Below are 16,971 nucleotides of genomic sequence, written 5' to 3' on the forward strand. Positions count from 1 at the left end.
GCACGCCGCCGGCAGCCCCTCACTCCCTCCGAGCGCAGGAACGGGGCCGGCGCGACGCGGCGTGTCGCGCCGACGCGCCGCGCGGGCGACGCGCGCTCCCTTCATTTGGTCGAGCACGCGCTCGCGTGAGCCGGTCACGCGGTCACCCCCGAGCGCGAGCGCACGAGCCCGATGAGCAGCGGAGCCCCGAGCACGGCGACGACGATGCCGGCCTCGAGCTCGCCGGGCGGCACGACGAGGCGGCCGAGGACGTCGGCGAGCAGGACGAGCGCGGCGCCCGCGACGGCGGCGACGGGCATGCGGGCCGCGTGTCCGCCGCCGACCGCGGCGCGTGCGGCGTGGGCTCCCACGAGGCCGACGAAGACGATGGGCCCGGCGAGCGCGGTCGCGGTGCCGGCGAGGACGACGATGACGGCGATCGCCGCGGCTCGGGTCGGCGCGAGCCGGAAGCCGAGCCCCCGGGCGACATCGTCGCCGAGGGCGAGGGCGTCGAGCGAGCGGCCGACGAGCAGCGCGCCGACGAGACCCGCCGCGACGAGCGGGGCGAGCGCGAGCGCCGCGTCGAGCTCGCGGCCCGTGAGCGAGCCGACCGTCCAGAACCGGTAGCGGTCGAGAGTCTCGGGGTCGCCGAGCAGCACGAGGGTCGTGAGCGACGAGAGCGCGGCGGTCACGGCGGCCCCCGCGACGACGAGCAGCGCGGGGCTCGTGCCGACGCGCGCGCTCGAGGCGACGAGTGCGATGACGGTCGCTGCGCCGAGAGCGCCGACGAGCGCGAACCCCGCGAGCCCGACGACCGACGTGACGTCCACGACGGCGATGCCCACGACGACCGCGAACGAGGAGCCCGCGGTGACGCCGAGCAGACCCGGGTCGGCGATCGGGTTGCGAGTCACGCCCTGCATGACGACACCCGCGACGCCCAGTGCGGCGCCGGCGAGGAGCCCGAGCACCGTGCGCGGCACCCGCAGCTCGCGGACGACGACGGCGTCGACCGAACCGGCCCCGAGCGCGAGCGGGTCGAGCAGTACGGCGACGACGGCCGCGGGGTCGGTCGCGCGCGCGCCGATCGCGAGGCTCGCGCCGACCGTCAGAAGCACGAGGGCGACGAGGAGGAGAGCGAGCGACGGCCTCGAGCGCGACGACCGGCTCACTGGGCTTCGGAGCGCCCGCGCCGCCAGTAGCCCATGAAGGCGATGGTCGAGCGGGCGACACCGAGGTCGCTCACGAGGTGACGGCGCAGCGCCTTGACCGTCGCGGCCTCGCCGGCGATCCACGCGTAGAAGTCGCCGGTCGCCGGGTCCACGGGCGAGTCCCACAGCAGCTCGAGGTCCACGTTGACATCCTCGAGCGCATCGGGGTTCGCCCGCACGGCGGTCTCGAGCTGGGCCATGTGCCGCGGCAGCCACGCGCGCACGGCCCGCTGCAGCAGCTCGCCGTGCGGGGCGACGGCCTCGAAGCCCGTCGCCGTCTCGCACCCGGCATCGCGGGCGAGCCACGCGATGCGGGAGGCGCCGCGGGCCACGACGTTCTGGATGTCGGCGCTCGATGGCACCTCGACGAACGCCTGCGCCGTGATCGTCGGGTCGAGCGACTCGATGATCGAGCAGATGGCGGGGGCCGCCGTCTCGTCGCCGACGAGCAGAACGTGGCGCGCGGCGCCCGGTCGCCAGTCGCATCCGACGGTCGGGTCGGCCGTGCGGGCGTCCGGCCCGATGACGATGAGGCGATCGCCGACGGATGCCCGGCGCAGCCACGTCGCGGCGGGGCCGTCGGGCACGCCGGGCACCGGGTCGTGGCGCACCATGTCGACGTCGAGCTCGCGCCGCTCCGGCCGGATCGCGCGGACCGTGTAGGTGCGGAACGGGTTGCGCGCGGCCTCCGGCAGGGCGCGCCAGCGGGCGTACCAGGTTCCGGCGAGGATCTCGGCCGGGTCATCCTGCCCCACATCGCACAGCGAGCCGTCGGCGAGCGGAAGGACGAGCTTGATGCGCTGGTCGAGACCCGTCGTGCCGAAGACCCCGAGGTCGTCGCCCGAGAACGTCACGCGCACGAGGTGGGGCGAGAGCGACAGGATGCGCTGCACGACGACCTCGAACGGGCGGTAGGCCGGCCACGCGGGGGTGGCGGGCTCGGCGATCGCCGTGCGGGGTGAGGTAAGCATTACCTAAGTATGACGGCGAGTGCGGTGTCGCGCCAGGGCGATCCTGCCCTTCGACGCGTCAGCGCGCGCTCCCGTCTGGGAATGGGCTCCACGTATCCTTCACGCCCCGCGCCCCCCGCACTACTCTGGGGAGGTCCCGCGGGCCCCGAATCCGGCCCGCAGGCCCAGTGGAGAAAGAGGAGTACGACTATGCGCGGAAAGATCCTGTTCCTGACCGGCCTCGGTGTCGGCTACGTGTTCGGAACCAAGGCGGGGCGCGAGAAGTACGAGCAGATCTCCCGCACCGCGGCGAAGTTCTGGAACGACCCCCGCGTGCAGGAGCGCGTCGACCAGGTGGAGGGCTTCGTCAAGGACAAGGCCCCCGAGGTCGCCGAGTTCATGAGCGACAACGCCAAGAAGGCCGCCTCGACCGTGACCGGTCGCAAGAGCTCCAGCGCGAGCAAGAGCGGCTCGACCACCGCCAAGAGCGGCTCGAGCACCACGAAGAGCGGCTCGTCGACCGGCTCGACCAGCTCGAGCTCGGGCTCGTCGAGCTCGTCCTGACCCCGGCGGAGGTGCGCCCATGACGACCCCCCGCACGACTCCGTCCCCCGCCGCCGAGCGCCGCGGGCTGTTCGCCCTCATCGCGGACGTCCCGCGCCTCATCGGTGACCTCGTGCGCGCCGAGATCGCGTCGCTCAAGGCCGAGATCGCCGGCAAGCTCAAGGCCGCCGGCATCGGTGCGGGCCTTCTGGTCGGTGCGGGCGTCGTCGCGTTCTTCGCGGCGCTCGTGCTCATCGCCGCGGGAGTCCTCGCGCTCTCGCTCGTGCTGCCCCCGTGGGCCGCGGCGCTCATCATCGGCGTCGCGCTGCTCATCATCGCGGCCATCGTCGCCGCAGCGGGCATCCGCAGTCTCAAACGGGGCATGCCCCCGACCCCCACCGACACCATCGAGAGTGTCAAGGACGACGTCCGCGCCGTGCGCGGGCAGAGGAAGTAGAGGAGCATCATGACTGATTCCACGAACCCCACCGGCACCACCCCGTACACCGCCCCCGCGAGCACCGCTCCGGTCGGCTCCGACCCGAGCCCGCTCGAGAATGCGAAGGCAGCCGTGACCGACTCCGTCGAGGCGACCCGCCTCAAGCTCGAGCAGACCCTCGACGCGATCGAGGACAAGTTCGACGTCAAGAAGCGCACCGACGAGGTCACCGAGCGCGTGCAGCGCTCGTACGAGGAGAACCCCGTGCCGTGGATCATCGGCGCGACCGCCGTCGCGGTCGGGGTCATCGGCCTCGTCGCGTGGGCGATCTTCTCCGACGACTGAGCGTCACGATGGTCGATTAGGCCGCATCGCGGGTTGGGGTGACAATGAAAGAGATGTCCTCCTCGACCCGAGATGCGACCATCATCGACCGCACCCCGACCGGGGCGCTGCCGGTGATCAAACCCCTGCTCGGCTGGCGCGTTCTCGTGCCCCGCGGGGGCAAGTGGGGTGACGGCATCTCCGCCGGGCTGCGCGCCCTCGGGGCGGCCCCGGTCATCGCCCCGCTCATCAACTTCGCGGGCACCGAGAACCCCGATGAACTCGCGGCCGAGCTCGACCTGCTGCGCGACGGGCGATACCGCTGGCTCGTCGTGACGAGCGCGACCACGGTCGACGTGCTCATGAGCCAGGGGGTCCGCCTGCCCGAGAGCACGCGCGTCGCCGCGGTCGGCGAGACCACCGCGAACGCTCTCCAGCTCGCCGGCTACCCCGTCCACTTCGTGCCGAGCGACCACTCGGCCCGCGGGCTCGTCAAGGAGTGGCCGGGCGAGCCGGCCGACGGCGACGTGCTCGTGCCGCAGTCCGAGATCGCCGAGCCGACCCTCGTCAGCGGTCTGCGCGAGCGCGGGATCGCCGCTCGATTCGTGAGCGCGTACCGCACCGTCGGGGTCTCGGCCCCCGCATCCATCGTCGAGGACGTCGCCGAGGGGCGCATCCAGGCGCTCCTCGTGAGCTCGGGCAGCGTCGCGCGACAGATCGCCGCGCAGTTCGCCCCGCTACCGGCGTCGACGGTCGTCGTCTGCATCGGCCCGCGCACCGCGTTCGACGCGCGGGCCGCCGGCCTCCGCGTCGACCGCATCGCGGAGGAGCGCTCGGCGCCCGCGCTCATCCGGGCGCTCGCCCAGTACGCGATGGATCCGGACGACCGCCGCCCGCCCGTCATCCCGTAGCGCCCCCGACGCCGCGCCCGCTCAGGGCAGCAGCGTGAGGATGCCCGCGAGGCCCACCGCGGCGGGCGCGCCCTGGACGAGGGCGCCGGCCCGCAATCGCGGCGCCGAGATCGCGAGCGCGAGAGCCGCCACGACCATGACGGCGAGCCCGGTCGCCGCGATGCCGACGCCGAGCATCAGTTCGCCGTTCCACGCGAGAGCGATGCCGATGATCACGGCGAGCGCGAGCGCGAGGTTGTAGACGCCCTGGTTCGCCGCGAAGAGGCGCAGCGGGCGCGAGTCGTCCTCGGCGCGCACCCCGAACATCCGCCTCACTCGCGGTCGCGAGAACGCGAGCGACTCGAGCACGAAGAAGCCGACGTGCAGGGCGGCGGCGAGCACCGCCGCGATGAGTCCGACGGTGCTGAACGGGGTCATGCTCGCGAGGCTAGCCGAAGAGCAGCGCGGCCTCGTCGTAGCGCGACTGCGGCACGGTCTTGAGCTTCCCGAGCGCCTCTGCGAACGGCACGTGCACGATCTCGGTGCCGCGCAGCGCGACCATGCGGCCCCAGTGCTGCTCGTTGACCGCCGTGATCGACGCCATGCCGAGGCGCGTCGCGAGCACGCGGTCGAACGCGCTCGGTGTGCCGCCGCGCTGGATGTGCCCGAGGGTCGTCGCGCGGGTCTCGATGCCCGTGCGCTCCTCGATGAGCGGCGCGATGCGCTCACCGATGCCGCCGAGGCGCGGACGGCCGAAGGCGTCGAGCCCGCGCTCGGAGTGCGGCTCGTCGTCCTCCGGGAGGGTGAAGCCCTCGGCGACGACGACGAGGGGCGCGCGACCCCGGTCGTAGGCGCTCTGCACCCACTCGGCGACCTGGTCGAGGCTCGTCTTCTGCTCGGGGATCAGGATCGCGTGCGCGCCCGCGGCCATGCCCGAGTGCAGGGCGATCCACCCCACGTGGCGGCCCATGACCTCCGCGACCATGCAGCGGTTGTGGGCGTCGCCCGTGGTGCGCAGGCGGTCCATGGCCTCGGTCGCGATGCCCACGGCCGTGTCGAAGCCGAAGGTGTAGTCGGTGGCGTCGAGGTCGTTGTCGACCGTCTTGGGCACGCCCACGATCTTGACCCCCGCATCCGTCAGCCGCTTGGCGGCCGCGAGGGTGCCCTCGCCGCCGATCGCGATGAGCGCGTCGAGGCCGTTCTCGGCCATCACCTCGTTGATGCGGTCGACTCCGCCGCGGCCCTCGAAGGGGTTCGTGCGGCTCGTGCCGAGGATCGTGCCGCCCTGCTTGCTGATGCCCTTGACCTCGTGGCGCGTGAGGGGGAGGGTGTCGTTCTCGACGAGGCCCTTCCAGCCGTCCTTGAAGCCGACGAACTCATGCGTGTGCACGGTCGTCCCGGTCAGCACCGCGCCGCGGATGACGGCGTTGAGTCCGGGAGCGTCGCCGCCGGAGGTCAGCATTCCAATGCGCATGGGTTCTATCTAAGTGCGTCTGCGGGTCGCGTGCGAAAACGAGCACCGGCCGACAGCCTCTGTCGCGATGAGCGGATGCCCCGCTAAGGTTCGCGCTGAGGGAGCCTCAGCGCTCCTCGCCGCCATCCACGCCTGCGACAGGAGACGAGCATGACCGACCCCACGAACCCCGGCGCGCCGGATTCGAGCAATCCCGGTTCGAGCAATCCCGCGTCGTACCCGCCCGCGCCGCCCGCACCCGCCGCGGCCCCCTACTCGACGCCCGGCGCCGCGACCGACGAGGACCCGGGCCGCATGCTCGGCATCGTCGCGCTCATCCTCGCCTTCTTCGTGCAGATCGCAGGACTCATCGTCGGCATCATCGCCCGCAAGAAGTCGAAGGCGGCCGGCTACTCCAACGGCTTCGCGACCGCCGCGATCTGGATCAGCATCGTGCTCATGGTCCTCGGCCTCCTCCTCGCGATCGCTCTCATCGCGGGCGGCGCGGCGCTCTTCAGCGGCATCTCCGAGACGTGCACCGAGCTCGGCTCCGGCACGTTCGAGGTCGACGGCGTCACGTACGAGTGCCCGTAGGTCTCTCTGACCTTCGGGGGCGGCGGGGTGCATCGCGCGCTCAGCCGCCCCCGCTAGTTTTCGCCCCATGACCGCGACCGCCGACGCGACCGGCCTCTACGCGCCGGGCCGCCCGGTCGACCTGCGGCAGACGCTCTTCCCGCTGCGCCGCGGTCACGCCGACCCGACCCTCCAGTGGGCGCCCGACGGCGCCGCGTGGCGCACCCAGCGCACTCCCGAGGGCATCGCCCTGATCCGGATGCTCGCCCGTCGCTCGACCGCGCCCGAGGGCGACGCCGCCGGGTCGGCGCCCGCGGCCACCGAGGTCGAGCTCGCGGCGTGGGGCCCCGGCGCCGCGTGGTCGATCCGGCAGGCGCCGGAGCTGCTCGGCGAGGGCGACGACTGGAGCGCGCTCGACTCCCTGCTCGCGCCCGCGGCGCTCGAGGGCGTCGCGGGTGCCGACGCGAGCGCGATCGATCCCGAGGTCGTGGCCGGGCTCGCGCGCGTGCGGCGCCGTCACGCGGGGCTGCGGCTGCTGCGCACGGGCATCGTGCTCGACTCGGCGGTCGCGGCCGTGCTCGAGCAGAAGGTCACGGGGGTCGAGGCCCGACGCGCGTGGCGCACGCTCATCCGGCAGCACGGCGAGGCGGCGCCGGGGCCCGCGCCGGAGGGCATGCGGGTCATCCCGGACGCCGAGCGGTGGCGGAGCATCCCGGACCACGACTGGCACGCCGCAGGGGTCGGCCCGCAGCGGATGCGAACCCTCCGCCGCGTGACGGCCGTCGCCCCCGCGCTCGAGCGCACGCTCGGCCTCGGCAGAGGCGGACCCGCGGTCGCGGCGGCGCTCACGTCGATTCCGGGCGTGGGGGAGTGGACGGCCGCCGAGATCACCCAGCGCGCCCATGGCGACGCCGATGCGATCAGCGTCGGCGACTTCCACCTCGCGGGGCTCGTCGGGTACGCGCTCACCGGCGAGCGCACCGACGACCCGGGGATGGTGCGGCTGCTCGCGCCGTTCTCCGGTCACCGCCAGCGGGTCGTACGGCTCATCGCGACGCTCGGCTCGACGGCGCCCCGGCAGGGGGCCCGCATGACGATTCAGGACCACCGCCGGCACTGAGCGGGGGCCGCCGCTGTGGGGGTGCGACAGCCGACGCGACAGCGGCTCGCGCGGCCCCTAGCCTCGGCCGGGTGAACATGATCCTCCGCCTGCTGCTGCTCAGCATCCGCTCGCGATTCGGGCCGCGCCTCGCCCCGACGGATGTCGCGCGGACGACGTTCCGCGTGCTGCCGACCGACCTCGACGTGCTCAACCACATGAACAACGGCGTGTACCTGTCGATCATGGACCTCGGGCGGATCGACCTCATGGCCCGGTCGGGCGTGTGGCCCGAGCTGCAGCGTCGCGGCTACTACCCCGTCGTCGTGAGCTCGACGATCACCTACCGCCGCTCGCTCGAGCCGTGGCAGACGTTCACGGTCGAGAGCCGCATCGTCGGCCTCGATGACGTCGCCGGCTACGTCGAGCAGCGCTTCGTGCGCGACGGCGAGGTGTGCGCGCGGGGCGTGATCAAGGCGCGGTTCCTCAAGAAATCCGGCGGCATCGTGCCGATCCCCGAGCTCGCGGAGCTCTTCGGGCTCGACCCCGACGACCACCCGCTGCCCGAGTGGCTCGCCGACTGGAGCGCCGCCGCGAGCCTGCCGCCGCGCCGCGAGCCGACGCCGAGCGTCTGGGACTAGCGGCCGCGCGGGTTCACGAGCCCGGGCACTGACGGTCGGCGGGCTCCGAGAAGTCGGGCACGGGGCGCTCGGCCGCCTCCTCGGGAGTCGACGCGATGCCGTTCTCGGCGATGTCGTCGATGAGCCACTCCATCTCGGAGATTTCGCGCCGCTGCGCCTCCCTGATCTCGACCCCGAGCTCGCACACGCGCACGTCGTCGAGCGTGGTGCGCTCCGATCGCGTGATCGCGAGCGAGTGGTGCGGGATCATCCCACTCATGAACGACGCGTCCTGCACCGTCGCCTGCGTGCGGTCGAGGGCGACGCCGCCCGCGACCATGAGCACGCCGACGCCGATGATCGCGACGTTCGCGCGGGTGCTTCGGTACATCCCGAGCATCCACGCCATCATGACGACGACCATCGCGCCGCCCATCGTGAGCGTCATGAAGAGGCGGCTCTCGCTGAAGCGCACGTGGCTCCACTCCCACGAGCCGAGGAACATGACGGCGTACATGACCACCATCGAGGTGAGGATCATGGCGGCGAATCGGAGGTACTGAAGGCCGATCGAGGGCTTCTCGTCGTGCTGCTCGTCGCGGTGCTGCTCGTCGCGGTGCTGCTCAGGGGAGGTCATGGGCGTCTCCTCTCTCGCGCCGACGCATCGACGTCTCGTGACCAGAGTGCGCCCGCTATGAAACTCGGGGCGGTGCACGGCCGAAACCCGGTTGCGGTCGGCGGAGCGTCTCGCCAGCCCGGTCGAGCCGAGGCCGGGTCAAGGCCCTCCCCGATCGCAGCTCGGCCTCGCTACGGTGATGCTGTGACCGAGGACCGAGACGAGACCACCCCGGACGACGCCCCCGACGACCGCAGGCCGCGCTCCGTCTACGGCGTCGGATCGGAGCCCGACGTGCAGGCGAGCCTCGCGAACGAGCGCACCGCCCTGTCGTGGATCCGCACGGGCCTCGCGCTCGTCGCCGGAGGCGTCGCCCTCGCGACGCTCGCGAGCTTCGGCGAGCTGCCGCTCGTCATCATCGCGATCGCCGGCCTCGCGAGCCTCGGCGGCGGCCTGCTCGCGTTCTGGGCGCTCGTCGGCTGGCGACGCACAGAGCGCGCGCTGCGCCTTCAGGAGCCCCTGCCGCCGCCCTCTGCCCTGCCGTGGCTCGTCGGCGCGGTCGTCGCGGTCGCGATCTTCCTCGCCGGATTCGCGGCCTACCAGGCGCTCACGGGAGTCTGATGACGGCGGCGGATGCTCGGCGCGAGCCCCCGACCGACACCGGGCTCATCCGCCGATCGGGCCCGGCCAATCGCACCTCGCTGTCGTGGCAGCGTACGTCGGCGGCCGCCGCCCTCGTCGCGATGTTCGCGGCCTTCACCGCCTTCCGGCTCGGTGAGCCGGGCGTCGCGATCGCGGCCGGCGTCGTCGCGGTCGTCGGGCTTCTCGTCGGCGCGACCACCCCTCGTGTCTCGCGCCACCGCCCGGAGGACCGCCACCCGTACGCCTATATCGTGCGGGGCGCCATCGTGCTCGCCATGACCGGCCTGCTCGGGGTCGCGCTCGCGGTGTTCGCGATCGTCGACGGGTAGCGCGCGGGCCGCCGAGGGTTCGGGGCGCCGGGTCAGAACCGGACGATCGTGTTCCAGTTCGCACCGCGGTCGACGGAGTGAGCGACCTCGCGGGTGTCGGCGATCGCGAGGGCCCCCTGCTCGCCGACCGCGATGGCCTCGGGGAGGAACGGCAGCTCGCCCGCCGCCTCCCAGGTGAGACCGTCGGTCGACAGGTGGAGCGCGCCGTCGATGTCGACGCCCGCCATGAGGAACGTCGTCGCGCCGACGGGGCTCGACGCGAGCAGCACGAGCGACGGCGCGTCGACGACGGGCGAGAAGGTGCGCCCCCGGTCGGTGCTCGCGAGAAGTCCGCGGGCCGACGTGGCGAAGAGGGTCGCGGCGTCGTCGTCGAAGGCGAGCGAGCGCGCCGCGAGGGTCGCGCCCTCCTGCCAGCCCTCTCCGTCATTCGGGCTAACGAGCACACGGCCCGACACGGAGTCGAGCCCCGCGATGAGGATCTCGGCCTTGCTGGTGCCGCCCGCGGTGAGGGCGTGGAAGTCCACCTCGCCGTCGAGGCCGATCGTCGTCCACTCGTCGCCGGTGAGGTCAGAGGCGCGCAGGCCGATGACCGGCGGCGCGTCCTCGTCGTGCGCCGGGTGCCCCGAGACGTACAACCGGTCGCCGACCCGGACGAAGCCCATCGCATCGCCGCGCCAGTCACCCAGCGGCATCGCCGCGGAGACCGTCTCGCCGTCGTGCGGCATCGGGGCGAGGAGCAGCCCCGTGTGGGTCGCGACGTGCACGAACCCGGTCGTCTCGTCGAGATCGAGGGCGTGCACGTGCGAGACGCCGGCGACCTTCTCGCTCGACTCGGGCGGGGTGGCCGCGTCGCCGGCTGCGCTATCCGCACCGGGCGTGTTGGCGGCGCTGCAGGCGCCGAGCAGCATCGTGAGCGAGAGGGCCGCACTGACGGCGGCCGAGCGGCGCGAGGCAGGGGTGAGAGTCAGGGGCACTGACCCATGGTGCCACTGGAGGCTGTGTCGTGCCTTCTCGCGGCGCGCGCGGAGCATCCGTCGCTAACGGCTCTCGAGGACCGCCATCGCCGCGTTGTGGCCACCGATCGCGGAGACCGCGCCGCCGCGCTGCGCGCCCGAGCCGCAGAAGAGGATGCCCGGCAGGCCCGTGTCGACGCCCCAGCGCGCGGCCGGGGTCGAGAGGTCGGCGCCGTCCTCCGCCCACGGCCACGCGAGATCGCCGTGGAAGATGCTGCCGGCGGGTAGGCGCAGGGCGTGCTCGAGGTCGCGCGTCGTCTTCGTCTCGAGGCAGGGGTTCCCGTCGCCGTCGGTCATGAGCAGGCTCTCGATCGGCTCGGCGAGCACCGAGTTCAGCGAGTCGAGCACGCCGCGCTCGAATCGCGCGCGCATGGCGTCGTTCGTGCGCTCGGTCAGCAGGCGGTCGGGCGTGTGGAGGGCGAAGACCGTGAGGGTCTGGGCTCCGGCCGCCTGCAGCTTGGGCGACAGGATCGACGGGTCGGTGAGCGAGTGGCAGTAGATCTCGGCGGGGATCGGGTCGGGGATGCGGCGCTCGACGGCGGCGTCGTAGGCCGACTGCAGCTGCGACCACGTCTCGTTGATGTGGAAGGTGCCGCCGAACGCCGCCGCGGGGTCGATGCTCGCGTCGCGCAGGCGGGGGAGTCGCGTGAGCAGCATGTTGACCTTGACCTGCGCGCCCTCGGCGTCGGGCGCGGCCGCGCCGAACTCGTCGTCGGCGTCGCCCGCGGCGAGGAGGCGGGCGAGCTCCTGCGGCGAGCAGCCGACGAGGACGTGGTCGGCGGCGATGCGGCGCTCGGTCGCGTCGGTGTCACTGCCGTCCTGCCGCACCGTCACGACGCGGTCGGGGCTCAGCGCGGTCACGTCGGCATTCGTGGTGAGGATGCTCCCGGCCAGTCGCGCCGCCCGCGCGAGCTCGCCGCTCACGGCGCCCATGCCTCCGACGGGAACGTTCCAGTCGCCCGTGCCTCCGCCGATCACGTGGTACAGGAAGCAGCGATTGGCGTTGAGGGTGGAATCCACGTTCGGGGCGAAGGTGCCGATGAGCGCGTCGGTGTAGACGACCCCGCGCACGAGATCGTCGGCGAAGGTCTGCGCGATCGCGGTGCCCACGGGCTGCTCGATGAGGGCATCCCACACCGCGTCGTCGGCGACGGCCGCGCGCGCCTCGGAGCGCGTCAGGAGCGGGTCGGTGACGGTCGGGAAGAGCCCGCGCGCGAGGCGCTGGGTGCCCTCGTAGAAGCGGCCCCACGCCTCGGCGTCTTTGCTCGCGCCGAGGGCGGCGAACGCGGCGGCGGTCGCGGCGGCGTCGTGGTTGTCGACGAGGAGGCCGCGGTCGGTTCCGGGCAGCGGCGTGTACGACGAGTAGCGGCGCGGCGCGAGACGGATGCTCAGCCCGAGGTCGTCGATGATGCGCTGGGGGAGCATGCTCACGAGGTACGAGTAGCGGCTGAGCCGGGCATCCACGCCGGGGAAGGCCTGCGCCGAGATCGCGGCGCCGCCGAGCACGTCGAGGCGCTCGAGCACCTCGACCTCGAGGCCCGCGCGGCTCAGGTAGGCGGCGGCGGCGAGGGCGTTGTGGCCTCCGCCGATGATGACGACGTCGCGGCGCTCGGTGGGCGGGGTCACGGGCGGGGCTCCTTCGCGGCGGTGCGGGCCCGCGACTGTGCGGGCGGGTTCCGTCAGCCTACGACCGCGCGAGCGAGCACCTCGCGCACCGCGACGATCGCGGGGCGCGACGCCGATGACCGGCGCGCGGCCGTGAAGACTTCGCGCGACGGCGAGCCCGGCAGGTCGACGAGCCGCACGGGCGCGCGACCGCCCATCCACAGCAGGTCGGGCAGCAGCGCGACCGCGTGCCCAGCCTCGATGAAGCGCACGTGCGCCTGCAGGTCGGCGGTCTCGAAGCGCACGTCGGGCTCGAAGCCCGCGAGCCGGCACTGCTGCTCGGCCCAGTGCCTGCTCGCGGTGCCGCGCGGCTCCATGACCCAGGCGGCGTCGGCCGCGTCGGCGAGCGCGCGCCCGCGCCAGCCGCGCGGCACGCCGAGCCGCAGCGCGTCGCGGTGCAGCGGCACGCGGTCGAGCTCGCTCCGCAGCGGGGCCGCGTGCGCGGGGTACTGCTCGGCGATCACGAGGTCGAACTCGCGCGCCCACACCTCGTCGAGCGCGCTCTCGGGCTCGCGCTGCGTCACCTCGACCCGCAGCGACGGATGCTCGGCCTCGAGCAGCGACAGCGCCCGGGGCACGATGCCGAGGGCGGCCGACTGGAACACCGCGAGCCGCACCGTGCCCCGCAGCGGCTCGCCCTCCGTCGCGGCGAGGGATGCCCCGAGCGCCGACTCGAGGCGCTCCATCTCGTCGAGGAGGCGGCCTGCTCCCTCGACCAGCAGCTCGCCCTGCGGAGTCAGCTGCACGCGCCGGCCGGAGCGCTCGAGCAGAGGCACGCCCGCCTCGACCTCGAGCTGCGCGAGCTGCTGCGAGATCGTCGACGGGCTGTACGCGAGGGCGCGCGCGACGGCGTGCAGGGTGCCGCGTCGGTGCACCTCGCGCAGGAGGCTCAGGCGGCGGAGATCGAGCACGGGGGCCTCCTCGATGACTGTTCGGGCATCCCGAACAATACTGTGCGTGAATGCTCGCTTTTCGTGACGGCCCACCGCGCGCACACTGAGATCCAGGTGGGCCGCACGGGCCGCGCGGTGTGCGCGCGACCGGGCCCCTCTCCGCGGAGGCTGACAGGCTGATGACCATGAGCACCCCGATCGACACCCCGAGCGAGGCACTCGCACTCGAGCCGCTCGGCGACGAGGCCGTCGCGCTCGTGCGCCGCTGGCTCGACGAGGCCGGCGACGCGAAGCCCGACGCCGCGGCCGCCCGCCTCGCGGGTCTGCTGAAAGACCCGGACGGCCTGCACTTCGCCATCGGGTTCGTCGACCGCGTCGCGCGCCCGGAGGATCTCCGCGTCGCCGCCCGCGACCTGGAGGAGCTCAGCGAGCGCATCCCTAAGTTCCTGCCCGCTCCGCTGCGCGGACTCATCGCCCTCGGCGGCGGCTTCGCGCGGTTCCTGCCGAACCCGATCATCCCGATCGCGCGCCGCGTGCTGCGCGGCATGGTCGGCCACCTCATCGTCGACGCGACGCCCGAGAAGCTCGGCACGACGCTCGCGACGCTGCGCGAGAACGGCGACCGGCTCAACATCAACCTGCTCGGCGAGGCCGTGCTGGGCGACGCGGAGGCGGACAAGCGACTGGCGGGCATCCACGCCCTCGTCGCGCGCGACGACGTCGACTACGTCTCGGTCAAGGTGTCGTCGATCGTCAGCCAGCTGTCGATGTGGGCGTTCGACGAGACCGTCGACCGCGTCGTCGAGCGCCTCGTGCCGCTCTACGAGGAGGCGTCGCGCTCGGGCACGTTCCTCAACCTCGACATGGAGGAGTTCCGCGACCTCGACCTGACCATCGCGGTCTTCGAGAAGCTGCTCGACCGCCCGACCCTGCACGGCTTCGAGGCCGGCATCGTGCTGCAGGCGTACCTTCCCGAGGCCGTCCCGGCGCTCGAGCGGCTCACCGCGTGGGCGCAGCGCCGCCGGGCCGCGGGCGGCGCGGGCATCAAGGTGCGCGTCGTGAAGGGCGCGAACCTCGCGATGGAGCGCGTCGACGCCGCCGTGCACGGCTGGCCCGTCGCGGTGCTGCCGAGCAAGCAGGCGAGCGACGCGAACTACAAGCGCGTGCTCGAGCTCGCGCTGCGCCCCGACCGCGTCGACGCGGTGTGCATCGGCGTCGCCGGCCACAACCTCTTCGACATCGCGTGGGCGCACCTGCTCGCGACCTCGCGCGGCGTCGCCCGGGCGGTCGAGTTCGAGATGCTGCTCGGCATGGCGCCCGACCAGGCGGAGTCGGTGCGTCGCTCGGTCGGCTCGCTCCTGCTCTACACGCCCGTCGTGCACCCGGAGGACTTCGAGTCGGCGATCAGCTACCTCATCCGCCGCCTGGAGGAGAACGCGAGCACCGAGAACTTCCTCTCGGGCGCCTTCGAGCTCGCCGCCTCGCACCAGATGTTCGCCCGCGAGGAGTCGCGCTTCCGCGCCTCCCTCGCCGACCTCGTGGCGCATCCGGGCGCGCCGGCTCCGCACCGCGTGCAGAACCGGCTGACGGGGGCGGATGCTCCGCGCGAGCTGCCCCTCGGCGCGACCGCCGACTCGCTCGGCGTGCGCGAGAACTTCGACAACGAGCCCGACACCGACCCGGCGCTGCCCGCCAACCGGGAGTGGGGCCGCGCGATCCTCGAGCGCTCGCACGCGACCGTGCTCGGCGCCGACGCCGTGGCCGCCGCCGCGATCGCGACGCCGGGCGAGATCGAGCGCGTCGTCGCGGATGCGCGCGCCGCCGCATCCGCGTGGGCGTCGCGATCGGTCGACGAGCGCGCGGGCGTCCTTCATGCGGCGGGGCGGATGCTCGCCGCGCGCCGCGCGGACCTTCTCGAGATCATGGCCGCCGAGGCCGGCAAGACCCTCGCCGAGGGCGACCCGGAGATCAGCGAGGCGATCGACTTCGCGCACTACTACGCCGAGAGCGCGCGCGAGCTGGAGCGCGTCGAGGGCGCGCGGTACTCGCCCGTGCGGCTTACGCTCGTCGTGCCGCCGTGGAACTTCCCCGTCGCGATCCCGGCGGGCGGCGTTCTCGCGGCGCTCGCCGCGGGCAGCGCGGTCATCATCAAGCCCGCTCCGCAGGTGCGCCGCTGCGCGGCCGTCATGGTGCAGGCGCTGTGGGATGCCGGGGTGCCGCGCTCGGTGCTGCAGTTCGTGGACGTGCCCGAGAACGAGCTCGGGCAGCAGCTCGTGAGCCACCCGGCCGTCGACCGCGTCGTGCTCACAGGGGCGTTCGAGACGGCGGCGCTGTTCCGCTCGTGGCGGCCCGACCTGCCGCTGCTCGCGGAGACGAGCGGCAAGAACGCGATCGTCGTGACGCCCTCGGCCGACTACGACCTCGCCGCCGCCGACCTCGCGCGCTCGGCGTTCGGGCACGCGGGGCAGAAGTGCTCGGCGGCCTCGCTCGGGATCCTCGTCGGCTCGGTCGCCGACTCGCCCGCCTTCCGCCGCCAGCTCGTCGATGCCGTGTCGACCATGAAGGTCGGCTGGGCGGGGGAGCCCACGACGGTCGTCGGACCGCTCATCGAACCGGCCGCGGGCAAGCTGCTGCGCGGGCTGCGCGATCTCTCTCGGGGCGAGTCATGGCTCATCCAGCCGCGCCAGCTCGACGAGGAGGGGCGGCTGTGGTCGCCGGGCCTGCGGCTCGACGTCGCGCCGGGCAGCGAGTTCCACACGACGGAGTACTTCGGGCCCGTGCTCGGGCTCATGCGCGCCGCCGACCTCGACGAGGCGCTCGCGCTTCAGAACGCGACGCCGTACGGCCTCACGGCGGGGCTGCACTCGCTCGACGCGGCGGAGGTCGAGCACTGGGTCGACCGCGTCGAGGCGGGCAACCTCTACGTGAACCGCGGCATCACGGGCGCGATCGTGCGCCGCCAGCCGTTCGGCGGCTGGAAGCGCTCGAGCGTCGGCGGCTCTACGAAGGCCGGGGGGCCGTCGTACGTGTTCGGCTTCGGATCGTGGGAGCCGGTCGAGCGCTCGGCGAAGCAGAACCTCAGCATGCGGGGGCTGAGCGCGCCGGTGCGGCGGGTGCTCGAGGCGGCGCAGCCGGGGCTCGACTTCGCCGGCTTCGACGCGGCGCGCGCCGGGGCGCTCTCGGACGAGCGCGCGTGGGTCGACGAGTTCGGCGTCGCGCGCGACGTGAGCGACCTCGGGGTCGAGCGCAACGTGCTGCGCTATCGCGTGCCGACCGAGCCCGTCGTCGTGCGGCTCGCGTCGGGCGGCTCGTCGGGTGCGCTCGTGCGGGTGCTGCTCGCGGCGGTGCGCGCGGGCGCGCCGGTCGCCGTGTCGACGCCCGTCGCGCTGCCGTCGGCCGTGCTGTCGCTCGCGGAGGAGTTCGACTCGCCGCTGCGCGCCGCCTCGATCGCGATCGAGAGCGATGCGGCGTTCACGGAGCGCGTCGTCGCGGAGCGCCCGGCGCGCATCCGCCTCATCGGGGGTTCTGCCGACGGCGGGGCGGATGCTCGGCCGGGGTCGGAGGTCGCGCGCGAGCTCTCCGCCGCCCTCGCCGGAGACCCCGACGTCGCGATCTGGTCGGGGCCCGTCACGACCGCGGGCCGCGTCGAGCTGCTGCCATTCCTGCGGGAGCAGTCAGTGACGATCACGGCGCACCGGTTCGGCAACCCGTACCCGGCGCTCGCCGAGCTGC

At 73.6% G+C, this 16,971-nt stretch carries 18 protein-coding genes; 10 read left to right on the top strand and 8 right to left on the bottom strand.

The annotated features are described in order from the left end of the window. Window positions 1–134: 134 nt before the first annotated feature. Together Q7T15_RS00495 and Q7T15_RS00500 are read right to left on the bottom strand one after the other, a co-directional pair. Window positions 135–1,097: an iron ABC transporter permease gene (locus Q7T15_RS00495; protein ID WP_304692185.1), complete on the bottom strand. Its 963-nt coding sequence runs from the start codon at window positions 1,095–1,097 to the stop codon at window positions 135–137. 50 nt (window positions 1,098–1,147) lie between these two features. Continuing rightward, on the bottom strand, window positions 1,148–2,161 hold the full coding sequence (locus tag Q7T15_RS00500; RefSeq protein WP_304692187.1) for a siderophore-interacting protein: 1,014 nt from the start codon (window positions 2,159–2,161) through the stop codon (window positions 1,148–1,150). A gap of 189 nt (window positions 2,162–2,350) precedes the next feature. Between Q7T15_RS00500 and Q7T15_RS00505 the strand changes: the two genes are divergently transcribed. Genes Q7T15_RS00505 through Q7T15_RS00520 form a run of 4 tightly spaced genes read left to right on the top strand, consistent with a single transcriptional unit; the run spans window position 2,351 to window position 4,357 of the window. After that, the gene (locus Q7T15_RS00505; protein ID WP_304692189.1) at window positions 2,351–2,704 is read left to right on the top strand and encodes a YtxH domain-containing protein; all 354 of its coding nucleotides are present in this window, start codon (window positions 2,351–2,353) and stop codon (window positions 2,702–2,704) included. Window positions 2,705–2,723: 19 nt separating this feature from the next. Beyond that, window positions 2,724–3,140: a phage holin family protein gene (locus Q7T15_RS00510; protein ID WP_304692191.1), complete on the top strand. Its 417-nt coding sequence runs from the start codon at window positions 2,724–2,726 to the stop codon at window positions 3,138–3,140. A 9-nt stretch (window positions 3,141–3,149) separates the two neighbouring features. Then, a complete protein-coding gene (locus tag Q7T15_RS00515; protein ID WP_304692193.1) occupies window positions 3,150–3,467 on the top strand; it encodes a DUF3618 domain-containing protein in 318 nt (105 codons plus the stop codon). Between the two features lie 53 nt (window positions 3,468–3,520). Then, window positions 3,521–4,357: a uroporphyrinogen-III synthase gene (locus Q7T15_RS00520; protein WP_304692195.1), complete on the top strand. Its 837-nt coding sequence runs from the start codon at window positions 3,521–3,523 to the stop codon at window positions 4,355–4,357. A 21-nt stretch (window positions 4,358–4,378) separates the two neighbouring features. Here the strand turns inward: Q7T15_RS00520 and Q7T15_RS00525 are convergent, their stop codons facing one another. Both Q7T15_RS00525 and Q7T15_RS00530 read right to left on the bottom strand, forming a co-directional pair. Further along, window positions 4,379–4,774, bottom strand: coding sequence for a DUF1304 domain-containing protein (locus Q7T15_RS00525; RefSeq protein WP_304692197.1), 396 nt, complete (start codon window positions 4,772–4,774; stop codon window positions 4,379–4,381). A 10-nt stretch (window positions 4,775–4,784) separates the two neighbouring features. Next, entirely contained in the window at window positions 4,785–5,810 is a 1,026-nt protein-coding gene (locus Q7T15_RS00530) for a 6-phosphofructokinase (protein WP_304692199.1), read from the bottom strand. 150 nt (window positions 5,811–5,960) lie between these two features. Here Q7T15_RS00530 and Q7T15_RS00535 point away from each other — a divergent pair, with 150 nt between their 5' ends. The 3 genes from Q7T15_RS00535 to Q7T15_RS00545 all read left to right on the top strand — a co-directional run bounded on the left by Q7T15_RS00535 (window position 5,961) and on the right by Q7T15_RS00545 (window position 8,102). Next, window positions 5,961–6,383 carry a DUF4190 domain-containing protein gene (locus Q7T15_RS00535; RefSeq protein ID WP_304692201.1) on the top strand — a complete coding sequence of 141 codons (423 nt, stop codon included), beginning with the start codon at window positions 5,961–5,963 and terminating at the stop codon, window positions 6,381–6,383. Between the two features lie 67 nt (window positions 6,384–6,450). Then, a complete protein-coding gene (locus tag Q7T15_RS00540) occupies window positions 6,451–7,482 on the top strand; it encodes a DNA-3-methyladenine glycosylase (RefSeq protein WP_304692203.1) in 1,032 nt (343 codons plus the stop codon). Window positions 7,483–7,559: 77 nt separating this feature from the next. Then, entirely contained in the window at window positions 7,560–8,102 is a 543-nt protein-coding gene (locus Q7T15_RS00545; protein WP_370689065.1) for an acyl-CoA thioesterase, read from the top strand. A 13-nt stretch (window positions 8,103–8,115) separates the two neighbouring features. Here the strand turns inward: Q7T15_RS00545 and Q7T15_RS00550 are convergent, their stop codons facing one another. Next, on the bottom strand, window positions 8,116–8,718 hold the full coding sequence (locus Q7T15_RS00550) for a DUF305 domain-containing protein (RefSeq protein ID WP_304692207.1): 603 nt from the start codon (window positions 8,716–8,718) through the stop codon (window positions 8,116–8,118). 183 nt (window positions 8,719–8,901) lie between these two features. On the opposite strand from Q7T15_RS00550, the gene Q7T15_RS00555 reads away from it, so the two are divergent. Together Q7T15_RS00555 and Q7T15_RS00560 are read left to right on the top strand one after the other, a co-directional pair. Beyond that, window positions 8,902–9,318, top strand: coding sequence for a YidH family protein (locus Q7T15_RS00555; RefSeq protein WP_304692209.1), 417 nt, complete (start codon window positions 8,902–8,904; stop codon window positions 9,316–9,318). Beyond that, window positions 9,318–9,668 carry a hypothetical protein gene (locus Q7T15_RS00560; RefSeq protein WP_304692211.1) on the top strand — a complete coding sequence of 117 codons (351 nt, stop codon included), beginning with the start codon at window positions 9,318–9,320 and terminating at the stop codon, window positions 9,666–9,668. Before Q7T15_RS00555 ends, Q7T15_RS00560 begins: the two co-directional genes overlap by 1 nt. Before the next feature lie 32 nt (window positions 9,669–9,700). Here Q7T15_RS00560 and Q7T15_RS00565 read toward each other — a convergent pair whose 3' ends face one another. From Q7T15_RS00565 to Q7T15_RS00575, 3 genes are all read right to left on the bottom strand, one after another. Beyond that, window positions 9,701–10,642 (bottom strand): hypothetical protein, encoded by a 942-nt coding sequence (locus Q7T15_RS00565; RefSeq protein WP_304692213.1) that lies wholly within the window; start codon window positions 10,640–10,642, stop codon window positions 9,701–9,703. 63 nt (window positions 10,643–10,705) lie between these two features. Then, window positions 10,706–12,307 carry an NAD(P)/FAD-dependent oxidoreductase gene (locus tag Q7T15_RS00570; RefSeq protein ID WP_304692215.1) on the bottom strand — a complete coding sequence of 534 codons (1,602 nt, stop codon included), beginning with the start codon at window positions 12,305–12,307 and terminating at the stop codon, window positions 10,706–10,708. Window positions 12,308–12,360: 53 nt separating this feature from the next. Beyond that, window positions 12,361–13,257 (bottom strand): LysR family transcriptional regulator, encoded by an 897-nt coding sequence (locus tag Q7T15_RS00575; protein WP_304692217.1) that lies wholly within the window; start codon window positions 13,255–13,257, stop codon window positions 12,361–12,363. 161 nt (window positions 13,258–13,418) lie between these two features. Between Q7T15_RS00575 and Q7T15_RS00580 the strand changes: the two genes are divergently transcribed. After that, on the top strand, window positions 13,419–16,971 hold a 3,553-nt coding region (locus tag Q7T15_RS00580; RefSeq protein ID WP_370689064.1), incomplete at its 3' end, for a proline dehydrogenase family protein.

Source organism: Microcella sp., assembly GCF_030645145.1.
Classification (GTDB): domain Bacteria; phylum Actinomycetota; class Actinomycetes; order Actinomycetales; family Microbacteriaceae; genus Microcella.